Here is a 15,389-nt window from a genome sequence, read left to right as displayed (position 1 = left end):
AAAATACATTGTCAGCGACAGAGTGAATTTGCTTTCCTTCTTTCCCTGTTAGCTTTTCTTTTGTTTGATCATTATGGTTTTTAGCGTCATTGAAATACCTGAGAAGCTTTTCCATTTCCTTTTCATCAGGGGATCGGGATGTAATTCGCCGAAAAATATTGTATATCCTTTGCTCATCCGAAAGCGATGGATCTTTCATTATCTCCTTGGCCAAATGTTCTGAAGCCTCCATAATTTGCGGATCATTTAGCATTACCAATGCCTGTAATGGGGTACTGGTCTCTTGCCGCTTAACCTCACAGAAATCTCTAGAAGGGGCATCGAATATGTTCATGGACGGAGGTGGTATGGTCCGCTTCCAAAAAGTGTAAATGCTTCTTCTATACTTGCTTTCCCCTTTATCCGGTATATATTTTATCAACTGTCCCTTTACTCCTGAGGATGTCTCTGCCCACAGACCTTCCGGCTGATAAGGCTTAACACTAGGTCCACCTACTTTCCGAACCAATAAACCACTTACTGCAAGGGCATTATCTCTGATCATTTCTGCGGTAAGTTTGTTTCTCGAACTTCTAGCATAGAAAATGTTATCCGGATCTCTTTGAAGCAAATCTGGATTTACTTTATTGGTCTGCTGGTAAGTACTTGACATTACCATACGTTTGTACATTTTTTTCATATCCCAGCCCTCTTCTTTAAAGGTCAAAGCTAGCCAATCCAAAAGCTCAGGATGAGAAGGTAATGCTCCCTGATTTCCAAAATCATCCGAAGTAGAAACTAAACCAACTCCAAATATCTGCTGCCACATTCTATTGACAGCCACTCTGGCAGTTAGGGGATTACGATCACTAAATAGCCAATTAACGAGCCCTAATCTATTTTTGTCATATTTATCATCAAAGGGCAGGATTTTCGATGGAGTGCTCAAGGGGACTTCCTCTGTTGGGGAATCATATTGACCTCTGGCCAATAGATAGGTTTTCCTTTCAGGGGCATCGTCTTTCATCACCATAAGTTTTATTGCCTCTATTGAGTCGGGCATATAGATGAATGACAGCTCCTCACGGATCTCTTTTGGGGTAATTTTAATATTAGGTTCAGGGATTTCTCCCACATCTATGCGTCCTTTTTCATTTACTCTATTAAAAAAACCGTAAAATCCGAAAAACTCTTTTTGTGAAATTGGGTCGTATTTATGGTCATGACAACGGGCACACTCCAATGTCAATCCCAAAAAGGCTTTCGCTGTTGTATTGGCACGATCCATTACATATTCCACCCGGTATTCTTCATCAATTACCCCACCTTCTTGGGTGATTTTATGATTCCTATTAAATCCTGTCGCCAAAATTTGCTCAAGGCCTGCATCGGGTAACTGGTCGCCGGCTAACTGCCATTTAATAAACTTATCATAGGGAATATTCCTGTTAAACGCGCTTATAACCCAGTCTCTCCATGGCCACATCGTCCGCTCCAAATCATCTTGATATCCATGTGTATCTGCATATCTAGCCAGATCCAACCAGTCTGATGCCATCCTTTCTCCATATGCTGAAGAGCCTAGCAGTTTATCTACTGTTTTTTCATATGCATTGGTGGATTGGTCATTTAAAAACGCATCAATCTCCTCAAGACTCGGTGGCAGGCCTGTAAGGTCAAAATAGACTTTTCTTAATAGTTTTTCCCTGCTTGCCTTTGGAGAGGGTTCTAACCCCTCTTGCTCCAGACGTTTTCCAATAAATTGATCAATTTCATTAGTGGCCCAGGCTGGATTAGAAAGTGCCGGAACCGGACTTTTTTGGGGTGGAATAAATGCCCAATGTTCTTTATAACTTGCACCTTGTTCAATCCATTTGACCAAAATCTTTTTTTCATAGTCAGTAAGACTCAGGTTAGAAGATAATGGTGGCATCACCTTCTCCTCATCTTCATGAATTATTCGGGATACTAATTCACTGTTCTTAGGATCACCGGGTACTATTGCGAACCGATCCAAATCTTTTCCAATAGCTGCCAGAGCCCCTTCCCTGGTATCCAATCGTAGTCCCGCCTCTCTAGTGCCCTCATCTGGCCCATGACATAAGTAGCATCGGTCAGACAAAATCGGCTTTACATCAAAAATAAAATCGACAGTATCAGGCAGGCTTTTATTCAAATTGCCCACGCTTGAATTTGTTGCCATTGCATTTTCGCTTAAGCCCGGGGAAGGTTTCTCGAAGTAGTAAAAAATTAATCGTCCTCCCCACACGACAATTACAGGAAGCACAAACCACCAAATTAAACTAACTATCTTTTTCATATCTATTGGTTATTTCAAGCTAATTCTTACTCCATTTATTCAAAAAAATTACTAGAGGACTACATGAGAACGTCCAATATATTAGGAAAATGGACTACTCACCCAACCATGTTCAAACATATAACTTTACCGGTTTAGTTGCAAATAATAGCTTATCTATTTTAAAGAATATTTGTTAAAAGTCCCTTCATGCTGCATAAATTGAAAGTAATTAAATTATAGAAGAATATTAACTCATTAATTTTTGCTTAAACCCACCAATAAAACAGGCTATTTTGTCAACAGAAGCCTTCCAATAATATACTCAATCATCAAATCTGTCATTACTTTACTATTGATTTACTAATCAATATTTTTTCATTAAAATGTTACTAATAAAATTACGTGCTGTATGTTAGGGTGACAAAGCTCCACTACCTATAAAATAAGGCTCACATAGACGTGTTGTCTTAAATCCTTGAACCTACCAAACACCCCAGTTGCGGTACGTCCTTTCTGGTTACTTTCAATTTTTGATATCAATACTTTAGGTGCAACCTCTCTTATTAGGTGAACATGGTCTTCCTGAAAATTAAGCACTCAAACTTGAATCACTCTTGCTCACCAAACAGGTGAATGCAGCTTTCTACTTTCTCCATTATTGTCGGTGCTGGAACGGTATGTGATTTGGAAGATTAAAACCAGGACCTCGATTCAGCTGCCCAGTTTATTGTCTCTCACATGTTGATCTGGATGTTATTCGTAAGTGCTCTAAATTGAAAGTTTCGATATTTCCGGGAGCTTTGACTCCTACCGAAATATACATGGCTAAACCACCGAAGCAAAGCTATTTGGGATGGGAGAAAACCTATTTGCCCCTATTTAAATTAACAACTAAGATTGGGAGGCACTTCACTGCCACATGTTGATATTTAAGGAGTTAATTAATAAAATGAATAATTAAATTAAAATATTAAAAAAATGATCTATGGACATTTTCATTTGCCTTAATTATTCTAGAAGATATTAAAGGAACATCTAATGTCTATTAGAGGCTGATGAACTAAGTAACAAATATATGGTTCTCACAATGGCAATATTCCAAAGCACTGTTTCTTTAATGCGATATATTTTGTAATTTTTCACTGCAAAACATCAAAAATAATATGGGACCTATTCGGTGACCTAAGTTTTTGGAATTGTCATACCCCCTTTAAAATCAACCGATTAAAGCAAGAGGTTCGAATCCCGCCACTCCGACAAAAAGGGGTGCAGCTCGCACCAAAAGCCTTCAAATCGTTTGATTTGGAGGCTTTTGGTTTTATAGCAATAAAAGACTAAACAATTTTTAGCATTAGCTTCTTTAATTTGAGGGCTTTGTTATCGGTTTTTCATAATCATATCCCAACGAACTCTGCTCTACGGTTTCCCCCCAAGCCTCCCAGTTGGCAATCATCTTTTGTAGTATTTGAGGTTCATGCTCCGCCAGATCCTCCTTCTCGCCTGGATCGTTTTTGATATGGTAAAGCTCATAATCTTCCCCTTCATTCTTTCGATAAAGCTTGTACTCCTCTTCAATCAGAGCTGACTGGGACTCAAAGAAAAATGACAAAGGTTTTTCCCTGACTTGTTTATCACCGGTCAAAAAAGGAAACAAGTCCACTCCATCATAAGGGCGGTCAAAGTTCTTCAGGTCGATATCCAACATCTTGGCAATGGTGGGAAAATAATCTGAAGTAGAGCAAGGGGCGGTGACCTTAGTGCCCGAGGGTATTTTGCCTTTCCATTCCACGATTCCCGGAACCCGGATTCCTCCTTCATAAAGGCTTCTCTTTCTGCCTTTAAGGCCTTTGGTCAACCCTTGTGTGCGGCCTTGGACAGATTTCCCCTCAGGACCGTTATCACTGGTATAAAACAATACTGTATTCTCAGCGACTCCCAATTCCTCCAACTTGTCCCTAAGCCTGCCAATTTGCATATCCAGGGCCGTGAGCACCCCATAATAATGCTGCTGATCCTCCGATAAATCCTTATAGGCCGCTCGAAACTTTTCACCGGTCAAAACCGGTAGATGCGGAGTATGAAACCAAATAACGGTCATAAAAGGCTTCTGTTCACCCACTGCCTTTTCAATAAAAGGAATGGCACGATCCATAATGACCCTGGAATCGTCCCCGGAGAGATTGTCGGTCACTATCTGTCCGGGTCCCGTCCAATAGTAGGTTTTGAACGGATCTCCCTCTTTCAGTTTACTACTGACATCACCGGCTGATCGGGGAGGTGTGACCATAGGGTCCCAGGTAGGCACCTTGGATTCCGTTACAAAGCATTCATCAAATCCATGCTCCCAAGGAGGAGCATAGTCACCGTCAAACTTCTCCTGCCCTCCCCTGTTGGCATCCAGGGTGTCTCTCGTCAAGGTTCCTAAGTGCCATTTTCCAAAATGCCCTGTGGTATAGCCCTTTTCCCTCACCAACTCAGCAAGGGTTATTTCCTCTTCTTTAATATGGCCGCAGTTGGCTGTGCAAATGCCGTATCGGAGTGGGTGCCTTCCGGTCATCACACTTCCCCGAGTGGGAGAGCACACCGGAGCGGCAGCATAAAAACGATCGAACACCGCGCCATTGGCAGCCATTTCATCAAGGTTCGGGGTCAGTAGATGAGGGTGGTCCATATAGCCCATATCCCCCCAACCTTGATCATCAGCCATCAAAAGGATGATATTGGGAGACTCATGGCTTGGGTCTTGAAAGTGCTCACGCTCTGAGGATTTCTTTCCACAGCTGCCCAAAAGAACAAGCATCAGTAAACAGCTTATCATATGTATATCTCCTTTAACCTCTTTTTTCACTTTTATTATTTTTTGGTACAAAACACTTTAAAGTAAGCCATTTTTCCAATTATATGGAAAAATGGTTTTGATTAATGGTCTACCGCTGGGATGCTGGATGATGTTCGAAGTGCCATCAATGATTGTATGACAGATGTGCAATTATTAAAACTTATGACTTCATCTGATAAGGTGAATTTATTTGCCAATTGGCAGATTAGGAGAAACACTTACTGTTTAAATCACTATTTCTGTAAAGGGACATATTTTGTAAATTCTTTCTACTAAATATCCAAAAGACATTGGAGGAATCCAGGATCGAAAAAAACTGCCCTGCCTAATTAACTTAAGGTACAAATCCGAATCTTTCCTCTCCTGAGCGATCACGATGATTGAAATAAAAAGTCACTTCAGTGCCCTTATAAATTTCATTTCCTCCCGTAAATTATTTTAACCCGGATTCTAAGACTTGGAAAAAGTAGCGTACAATAGCTAAGGTATGAACCCGAGTTCGATTTAAAAGCAGTGAAATAGGATCGCTGCGTCCCCGAAAGTGATCCACTCCCGTTAACTTAAGAGGTTAATATCCTGGTATAGAAGCGCTTAAACAAGACGTAATTCCCCTGCGGAGGAATTGTTTAGTTTTTTCCCCATATTTGTCAAAGTTATATTTGTAAATAAAAGCGGCCATATTCTTGTCCATGTAACAAAAGGGCCGCTTTTTTTTTGTAAAGATAATTTTTTAGGGGAAAAACACCTTAAAAACCGGTGCTGAAACAAAACAACAACTTTTACAAATACAGGGCAGGCATGCCGAGCTGTTTTCTGAAGAAAGCCTGGATGGGCTGGCCAAGGAAACGGGCTTTATCCAACGCAAAAGAAAAATTACCGCAAGGGATTTTGTAAACACCCTGGTCTTCAACGGGGAAGACCACAGTCGTTTAAGCCTTTTGGACCTGAGCTGCGATTATGCCGAGGCCACTGGCACAGCGGTCAGCCGGGAAGCGCTCCATAAACACTTCACCCCGGAAGCAGTCGGTTTTCTAAAAGCGGTCTTTGCCCAACAGCTTTCCTTGCAAATGGACGGTGAAAAGGGAAAGCTCCCCGGCCGTGGTTTTTTTACAGGTATCCACATCAAGGATTCCAGCAAGTTCTCCCTGCCGACATCATATATTGATGACTACCCCGGTTACGGCAGCTTCAACAAACAGTCTGCCCTGATGAACTTCCAATACGAGTTCGACCTGGTGAGCATGGCCTGTAAGTCCATGGAACTGACCAGGGCCACAAGGAACGACCAGGAGGACTCAAAGCAGACCGTGGAAAGGATACAACCAGGCAGCCTGAACATCAGGGACCGGGGTTATGTTACCACGACCTATTTAACGGGCGTAGAGGAAAGACAGGCCTATTACCTTAACCGTCTGCCCAAAATAGGCATCTACTTGCCCAAAAGGGAAGGAGGGTACAGCGCACTGGACTGGAAAGAGCTGGACCTGAAAATGAAGAAGACGGGTATGGGACAACTTGAAACAGAGGTGTATTTGGGCAGAAAGGAAAAATTAAAAACAAGAATGGTAATCGTGCCAGTGCCTAAAGAGGTCACCGGGGAAAGGATACGCAAAGCAAAGTTGTCGGGAAAAAGGGCCAAAGGCTACCAGCTGAGCAAGGAATACAGGATACAGGCCCATTACAACATCTTTATTACCAATGTGCCTCAAGAGGTACTGTCCACAGAACAGGTAATATCCGCATATAAACTAAGGTGGCAGGTGGAACTGATCTTCAAAACATGGAAATCAAATCTGGACATCCACAAAACCAAGCCCATGAAAAAAGAGCGGATGGAATGCCAGATCCTTGCAAAACTCATATGGATATTGCTGAACACCGGCCTGCTATCAATGGCCAACAAACTACTGAAAGGACAAGCATCCCAAAAGCGCTGCAGTTATCCGAAGTTTTTCAAAAGGGCACGGAAATTTTCCCCGGTCCTGAAAAATAAAATACTGTGCCCCCGAACTTTTGCAGACTGGTTCTGCGACTCTCTGGTACCGATAATACCTAAATTGATCGTTGAAAAAAGGCTCAAACAAAAACCACATGACCAGATACTTTATGAGCTCTTTTATGCTTAAGTTAACGGCTATGGACAACAGTCGGGAAGGTCATCGGTTCGAACCTGTCTGACTCAGGCAGGTCCGATATTCTCCACAAAAGGCAGATCAGATGATCTGCCTTTATTGTTTCAACTCACTTTTAAACTTATGTACTTCGTCTATATTTTGTATTTCACGAAAACCATGCAGTACTATTTTGCAGCCGACCGAACACGAGAGACTAACCCATCCATTTTTCCAGAAAACCTGCCGGGAATCACATAATAATGTCCTCTTCCATCTTTTGCCCTCTATTACTTTTTGCCTTTGGCAAGGGCAAAATTCAATCCCAGCGAAAAACAATCCACCTCTTTTCCCAAGCCGCCATTGAACACCTTGCCCCTTTGCTGCATTATGCCAAAAGACTGGCTAAAACCCACCATGAGTGGACTGTAAACCAGATCTACACCAACGCCGGGCCTGACCCTGTACATGACCCCTACATGCAGGTCAGACAACAGATAATTCACCCTGAACTTCCTTGAGGAGGTATTGACGGGATAACCTTCTCCGGTATCACAGCTTTTGAAATACCTCGTATTGGTACCCGCTAACACCGAAAAGCGACGACTTACGGGAAAATACTTCCTTAAGACCAGCCCTGCCCCCAATCGAAATGTATTTTTTGATGTTTCCTCTTTGATGCTGCCCCCCTTTGGCTGTGTCTCCACCTTGTTCATCCCTTTCCCCAGCAATGCGTGTACGCCTAGATACCAGTTTTTCGATACAAAAGTCCCAATGGAGGGAAGCAAATCGCAGTCCTTATAGGTGTAGGTATAGTTCGTGTATTCATTGGGACTGTCACTGTAGAAAGAGGTATAATTTTTAACAGATTGATGACAATTGACCCCTACTCTCACCCATTTTTCCCCTTTGAAAAATTGAGCAAAAGAAACTGTTGGAATAACTGCAATGACCATAGAGAAACAGCACAGAATTTTTATTAAAAAAGCATTTTCCATCCTATATAAGTATCAGCAGTTGAGCACATTAACCATCTCTTTAAATTAGTCAAAAAACCTGAAGGAATAAGCTGATCTTAGGTTTTAATTACCACTTTATTTAAAAAAAACGATCGAAAACAGGCCCATTTAAAGCCCTAAAATTCAATCGGTACAGCCTATTGCACAGCTCATACACGAGCTACCGCAGTTCACATAGGATTAACCAAAACTTAAAATAGTTAATAATTTTTCCTCAACTATACCCCTTTATTTTGTCAATCAACCTAGAAACCATGGACCGACTCATCAACAGTCCTTCGGACACCCAACTTTTATTGCGATTGAAGCAAGAAGACCATGCCGCCTTCCAACTCATTTTTGACAAATATTGGAAGCGACTATACAGGTATGCCTACAGCATTTACCGAGATGAGGCGATCTGTGAAGACTGTGTCCAGGAAATCTTCATCAGCCTTTGGGAAAAAAGCAAAGAAACCGATATCCTGCACCTGGAAAACTATCTGTTCAAAGCCCTCAAATACAAACTTTCGGGACAGATTAAAAAACTAAAGTTTGACAACACCCATAAAGATGCACTGAAACTTCTCAGCGAATCGGTATCGGCCGATGAACAAAGTCCCTTGGAATACAAAGAGCTGGAACAAACACTATCCTCACATATTGCCCAACTTCCAGGAAAGTGCCATGAGGTCTTTGTACTCAGCAGGATCAACCATAAATCCAACAGCGAAATTGCCCAAGAACTGAATATTTCTAAAAGAACGGTAGAGACCCATATCAGTAATGCCCTGAAACTTCTGCGCACCAAGATGAGTGAAACCAGTTACTTTTTAGTTTTGATTACCCTCAGGTTATTTTAATGTAACCTGTCCCCTACCTGATTTAAGAAACCGTTAACTCTCATTTTTCTGTTACGTGCAGACCTTCTTTTGCACACTATCCCATAAAAGGGAATATTTTGACTAGAGAAGAATTTATGAAGCTGGCGGAAAAGCACCAGCAAGGGATCGCTACAAAAAGCGAATCAGCAATAGTTGAAAAGTTTTATGAAAGCATGCAAAATTCTGCTTCCGAGGCAGACTTGGGCCAACTACTCTCTCAAGAAAACGGGAGCAAACTCTACCAGCGCATTTTAGCAAAACTGCCCAGGCAGCGCAAAACTTTCCGTCTCAACAGAATCCTAAAGGTAGCTGCTTCGCTCATCCTCGTCCTGGTCATGGCCATCAGTATAAAACAGCTCTCAGACGGAAACAACGTCACCATCACCACCGCCATGGGAGAACAAAGAGAAATCCTGCTGAAAGACGGCTCTTCGGTCCTTTTGGACGAGAACAGCAGCTTGACCTATCCGGAAACTTTTAGAAAAAACAGAACAGTCTCACTGGAAGGAAGGGCCTTTTTCTCTGTCCAAAGGAATGTATCCCGCCCTTTTTCGGTCATTACAGCCAATAGCAAAGTAAAAGTACTGGGCACCTCATTCGATGTAAACACCCACGCTTCCAAAAGCACTACGGTAAGTGTCATCTCCGGAAAAGTACAGGTAACTCCCCGGAAGAACCCCAAAGCCAAGGCAATCCTGAGCAAAAACCAACAAATCACCAGTTCCCAAACCCACTTGTCAGACATCAAGGCCATCAATAACCAATTGCCCATTGCCTGGGCAGGACTAATTGTATTGAAAAACACCAGCTTGGGGGAAGCGGCAACTATCCTTGAAAACAGGTACGGAATCACTTTAACGTTCGAATCCGAAGAGCTGAAAGCGCTACGCATCACCGGAAAATTCAAAAATGAAACACTGGACAACATCCTAAAAAGTATTGGGCTTTTGAAGGAGCTTTCTTTTGATTACCTGAATCCCAACAACATACACATTAAAAAACAAACATAGCCGCCCATACTGAACTGGCGGCAGATACATCAATCCTCACCACAATCCATTTAATTTCTGTTAAAAATGAAAACACCACTACAATTTTTGACGGCATTGAAAAATAAGAAAGGGCTACTGATGCTCTGTGTATTTTTCTTTGCCCTCCAGCCGATCAGTTACGCGGCAATGGAAAAGCAACCCGATGTCAGGCTATCCTTGGAACTGGAAAGCGCCAACATCATCCAGGTTCTTTCTGAAATCGAGCAGAAAACTGCCTTCTACTTTGTCTTTGACGAAAAAGTAGACCAAAACAATGCTTTGTTCTCGTTTAGGTTCAAGAACAAACCCCTGTCCGATGTTTTATCTCAAATCAGTCAAGAGACAGCCTTACAGTTTGAAGTCATCAACAACACCATCACGGTATTTCCCTCGGAAGCCCCGCGTCAAACAGTGACCGGCCAAGTGCTGGATCCGTTGGGAGCCACACTGCCCGGGGTAACCCTATTGATAAAAGGCAGCTCAAAAGGAACTGTAAGTGATGTCGATGGCCGTTTCAAACTTGAAATCGAGTCATTCCCCGTTACCTTATCCGTATCTTACCTTGGTTATAAAACCCAGGACGTTACGATACAGTCAGCAGGCACGGTGACGATCACCTTGGAAGAAGACGTCAATGCCCTGGACGAGGTGGTTGTCACTGCGCTTGGCATGAGACGGGAAGAAAAAAAGCTAGGCTACGCCCAACAGACCATCGACTCTGAGCAGCTGACCAATGCCCGGCCGAACAACTGGTCCGAGGCCTTGCGCGGCAAAGTCCCTGGACTCCAAATCAACGGGCTGGGAGGCCCCATTGCTTCACAGCAAATTATCCTAAGAGGAAACAGTTCTCTCGACCCGGGAAACAATGGTGCGCTGATCGTCATAGATGGCGTCCCCATACAAAACGAACATCCCGGCTCCGGCCCTTCCAATGGCTATATGGGAGGCAGTGCCAGCAATGACACGCCTGTGGACTATGGCAACGCCATATCCGACCTCAATCCGGACGATATAGAAAGTGTATCAGTACTGAAAGGCCCTGCCGCCTCGGCCTTGTACGGCTATCAAGCAGCAAACGGAGCCATTATCATCACCACCAAATCCGGAAAAGGCCAAAAGGGACTTGGTGTCACCATCAGCAGCAACACCAAATTTGACGTCATTCAGCGCTGGCCGGACTGGCAATACGAATACGGGCAGGGAAGCGGCAAAGGGGGCTACCTAAAACCCGCTACCGATGAAAATGGCAATCCTGTTCCCTACAATGACCGCTTGTACTACACTTACGGGGCTTCAGAAGACGGCAACAGCACCCGGGGGAGCAGTAGTGCCTTCGGACCAAAGTTTGACGGGCAGTATTATTATCAATACGATCCTACCCAAGAAGGACAATCGCTTGAAAGACAGCTTTGGAGGCCCTATGAGAACAACCGAAAGGATTTTTGGGAGACGGGTATTACCCAGACCACCAACATCTCCATTCAGGGCGGAGACGAAAAAGGCTCCATGCGGGGTTCCGCCACACATACCAAAAACGACTGGGTTATGCCCAATACGGGCTTCCAGCAGCTTTCCCTTTCTGCCAATGGGAATTACCAGGTATCCGACCGGATCAAGCTCAGTACGGTGGTAGACTACAGAAACCGGACCAGTGACAACCTGCCGGGGCAAGGGTACAACAACCACTCTATTGCCTACTTTATGATTTTCCAAAACCCCAACGTAGACCTTTCATGGTACGAGCCAATCTGGAAAAAAGGTCAGGAGCAGGTGGACATGATCAGACCCTACAGCAGCTATATAGACAACCCCTATGCCATGGTCTATGAAATCCAGAACAGCCTGGATCAGTTTTCTGTGACCGGAAACTTCAAAATGGACATCGAGCTGCTCTCCAAACTGAAGCTGATGCTTCGTGGTGCCTTGAACATGTATGACAAAAACATGGACCAGCGCAGGCCGTATGACATCAATCGTTATGCCAGGGGCTATTATCGGAAAACCAATGTATTTAAGCAGGAAGTAAACACTGATTTTTTACTTTCCTATTCTGACACTTTTGATGATTGGGAAATCACCGCAAACCTTGGAGGAAACAGAATGGATTACCAATACCTCCGGCAGGACTCTTGGGCTGAAGGTCTGGAAATCCCCGGTGAATACAACTTGGTAAACGGGACACAACTCTTCACCAGCAAGTTTGATGGCTATAATAAAGTAAACAGCTTATACGGAATGGTAACTCTTGGCTGGAAGGACAAAGTGTTTCTAGACCTTACCGGACGAAATGACTGGAACAGTATTTTGCCTAAAAACAACCAATCTTACTTCTTCCCTTCGGCCAGTACAGGCATTGTCCTTAGCGAGCTGTTCGACATGCCCCGCTCGATCAGTTTTGCCAAGCTAAGAGCTTCCCTTGCACAGGTAGGTGGCGCCGGTCAATTTGGCAACCGCTATAAAACCGACAAATATTACCGCCGATCGGATTTCCCGGGTTCGGCACTGGCTCCTACCTCCTTGTACAATACCGATTTCAAACCCGAGATTACCACCAGCACGGAACTGGGCGTGGATTTTAGGATGTTTGAAAGCCGACTGAAGTTCGATGCTGCGGTCTACCAAAACAACAGTAAGAACCAGATTTTCAATGCCCCACTCCCCCATTCCTCAGGATATAGGAGTGTCACCATCAATGCCGGTGAAGTACGTAACCGTGGGATCGAGCTTATGCTCAATGCCAAGGCCATCAACGCGGGCAATTTCAAATGGAACACCACCCTTACATGGGCAAAAAACAAGGGCAAAGTACTTTCGCTCCATGAAAATGCCGATGGCGGAAGATTCGAAATGCTAAGCTCCTCCGGTGCCAGACTCATTGCCGTAGAAGGAGGATCTCCCGCAGCCCTATACGGAAGGGGATACAAGCGCAGTCCCGAAGGAGAAATCATTTTCGATAAAAACGGACATCCGGAAATGACCGATGACATCATCTTCATTGGGGACACCCAGCCAAAATGGGTCGCTGGATTCATCAACTCCTTCCAATACAAAAACCTTAAATTCAGTGCGGTCATTGATGCAAAATACGGTGGAAAGATCTACTCCCACACACACCATAAACTCACCCAGCAGGGGAAACTGAAGCATACACTCAAAGGAAGAGAAGAAGGGGAACTCGTAGGCAAGGGCGTGGTGGACAATGGTGACGGCACCTTCTCGCCAAATACCAAGGCCATTGCGATAGCGGATTACTATAACCTCATGTATCCACTGGCCAACACTGAAGCCAATTCCTTTGACGCTTCCTTTATCAAGCTAAGGGAAGTCAGCATCTCCTACGACTTTTCAGAGAAGTTTCTGGCCAATACCCCCTTAAATGAAATGCGTATTTCCCTCTACGGAAGAAACCTTGCCGTGTTCTCTGAATTTCCGATATATGACCCGGAAGTAGCCGGCTTTGCAGGAGGTACCAATATGCACCCTGGTGTGGAAGTGGGGCAAATGCCCGTCCCGAATGAATATGGTTTCAATATTGTCATTGGCCTATAAACAGGACGCACTGCACCGGACGGATAATAAGAAATTTGATAATTGAATGTTAAAAAATAAAGCCATGAATAAGAATATAATTCCATTGTGCTTAGCCTGCCTTTGTCTGTGGACCAGCTCCTGTACAAAGGATTTTGAAGATACCAACATCGACCCCAACAACCTCAGCAAAATCACTGCTGGCAGCACCTTGAACCCAGTCATTTACAGCCTGGCCAGCCGCAATGCCAATCAGATGAGAAATGTGACGGCCCCTTTGACACAGATGTTCTTGAGAATAGATGATTTCAACAACTCTCCTTTCTTTTACGATTTTGACCAAAATATTGGAGCAGGCACATGGAACGACTATTACACGAACCTCAGCAATATCAAGGAGATGGAAGAAGCAGCCATCAGGGACGGTCTTCCTAATTACGAGGCAATTGCTCTTACCTTAAAAGCCTATGCTTACTCCATCCTTACCGATTGCTTTGGAGATGTCCCCATGAGCGATGCCTTGCAGGCGGAAGCCGATGTTTGGTATCCGAAGTTCTCAAGCCAGGAAGAAATCTACACCCAGCTATTGGCCGATCTAGAATATGCCAATGGGATCTATGACAAAGACCGGGGAATGCCCTACATCAGTGATATCCTGTACCATAACGATGTGGTTAAATGGCAGAAATTCACCAACTCGCTGCGCCTTAGACTGCTTCTCCGCATCTCCAACAGGACCGAAACAGGCGCTTTTGAAAAGATCGCACAAATGATCAACGACCCGGAGACCTATCCTGTATTTACCGAAGGAGAGGACGGCGCCGTTCTGCATTTGGACGGAGTGGCCCCAACACTTTCCCCATGGGACCGTCCACAGGATTTTGGCCTGTTCAGGTATTACTCGGCCTTCTTTATTGACAACCTCAAACAGTTCAAGGATCCCAGAATAGGCGTTTTTGCTACCGTTGCAAGAGGCTTGAACGGAGAGGATTATGGCTATATAGGACAACCTACCAATTTTGTGGAAGAGCCCCTGCCAGACAGCATAGCAACGGCTTCAGGGGTACAGAGAAGCCTGGCGGAAGCACCGTTGATCATTCCATTTATGAGCTATGCCGAGGTGGAGTTTATCAAAGCCGAAATGGCTCAGAAGGGCTACACCGGCCAAGCTGAAGACCATTATGAAAAAGGCGTAAGAGCTGCCATTGAAATGTGGGAGCAGGAAGTGCCAGCAGACTATTTCGACAATAGCTTTACTGAATACGATGGAAGCCTTAAACGTATTTTGCTGCAGAAATATTACGATCTATTCTTTACAGATTTTCAGGCTTGGTTTGAACTGCGCAGGACAGGACTTCCTGAACTGCCCACCACAGCTTCCATGCTCAACGATCAAGAAATGCCTTCGAGACTTTACTATCCCATAGATGAAGCCAACAGCAATTTCCAAAACTATCAGGAGGCTATCAACAGAATGGGTGGCGATGAAATCAACATAAAAGCCTGGTGGGACTCCGCCAATTAAGAGAGTCCAATCGGTCAGCGGGGAAATAACTTCTGTTTTTTTCCCCTTACCAAAAATGAAGCCGAACAGATGCAAGCATAAAACCTTGCTTCTGTTCGGCTTCTTCTTTTGTTTGACCACTACCCCTCATAACTAAACACAACGACTCATGGCGTGAAATCCCCTACAAATGGAAAACCCGTGTTCCATTTA

9 protein-coding genes are annotated in these 15,389 nt (G+C 44.1%); 5 read left to right on the top strand and 4 right to left on the bottom strand.

Annotation, left to right across the window (positions count from 1 at the left end):
* From ACYVAA_RS08110 to ACYVAA_RS08100, 3 genes are all read right to left on the bottom strand, one after another.
* The coding region (locus ACYVAA_RS08110) for a PSD1 and planctomycete cytochrome C domain-containing protein (protein WP_460540342.1) at positions 1-2,182 on the bottom strand (2,182 nt) is incomplete at its 3' end.
* Positions 2,183-2,716: 534 nt separating this feature from the next.
* Positions 2,717-2,878, bottom strand: coding sequence for a transposase (locus ACYVAA_RS08105; RefSeq protein WP_460540340.1), 162 nt, complete (start codon positions 2,876-2,878; stop codon positions 2,717-2,719).
* 763 nt (positions 2,879-3,641) lie between these two features.
* Positions 3,642-5,099 (bottom strand): sulfatase family protein, encoded by a 1,458-nt coding sequence (locus ACYVAA_RS08100; RefSeq protein ID WP_460540338.1) that lies wholly within the window; start codon positions 5,097-5,099, stop codon positions 3,642-3,644.
* Between the two features lie 806 nt (positions 5,100-5,905).
* Here ACYVAA_RS08100 and ACYVAA_RS08095 point away from each other — a divergent pair.
* Positions 5,906-7,246 (top strand): IS4 family transposase, encoded by a 1,341-nt coding sequence (locus ACYVAA_RS08095; RefSeq protein WP_460540344.1) that lies wholly within the window; start codon positions 5,906-5,908, stop codon positions 7,244-7,246.
* 275 nt (positions 7,247-7,521) lie between these two features.
* Here ACYVAA_RS08095 and ACYVAA_RS08090 read toward each other — a convergent pair whose 3' ends face one another.
* A complete protein-coding gene (locus ACYVAA_RS08090; RefSeq protein WP_460540336.1) occupies positions 7,522-8,187 on the bottom strand; it encodes a hypothetical protein in 666 nt (221 codons plus the stop codon).
* Positions 8,188-8,504: 317 nt separating this feature from the next.
* Between ACYVAA_RS08090 and ACYVAA_RS08085 the strand changes: the two genes are divergently transcribed.
* The 4 genes from ACYVAA_RS08085 (at position 8,505) to ACYVAA_RS08070 (ending at position 15,197) form a co-directional block, all read left to right on the top strand.
* Positions 8,505-9,092: an RNA polymerase sigma factor gene (locus ACYVAA_RS08085; protein WP_460540334.1), complete on the top strand. Its 588-nt coding sequence runs from the start codon at positions 8,505-8,507 to the stop codon at positions 9,090-9,092.
* 98 nt (positions 9,093-9,190) lie between these two features.
* On the top strand, positions 9,191-10,123 hold the full coding sequence (locus tag ACYVAA_RS08080; RefSeq protein WP_460540332.1) for a FecR family protein: 933 nt from the start codon (positions 9,191-9,193) through the stop codon (positions 10,121-10,123).
* A 66-nt stretch (positions 10,124-10,189) separates the two neighbouring features.
* Positions 10,190-13,693: a SusC/RagA family TonB-linked outer membrane protein gene (locus ACYVAA_RS08075; RefSeq protein WP_460540330.1), complete on the top strand. Its 3,504-nt coding sequence runs from the start codon at positions 10,190-10,192 to the stop codon at positions 13,691-13,693.
* A gap of 64 nt (positions 13,694-13,757) precedes the next feature.
* Entirely contained in the window at positions 13,758-15,197 is a 1,440-nt protein-coding gene (locus ACYVAA_RS08070; protein ID WP_460540327.1) for a SusD/RagB family nutrient-binding outer membrane lipoprotein, read from the top strand.
* Positions 15,198-15,389: the final 192 nt, after the last annotated feature.

This window comes from Echinicola sediminis (assembly GCF_054777495.1).
Note: the sequence above shows the minus strand (reverse complement) of the source record. Positions and strands in the feature narration are given on the sequence as shown.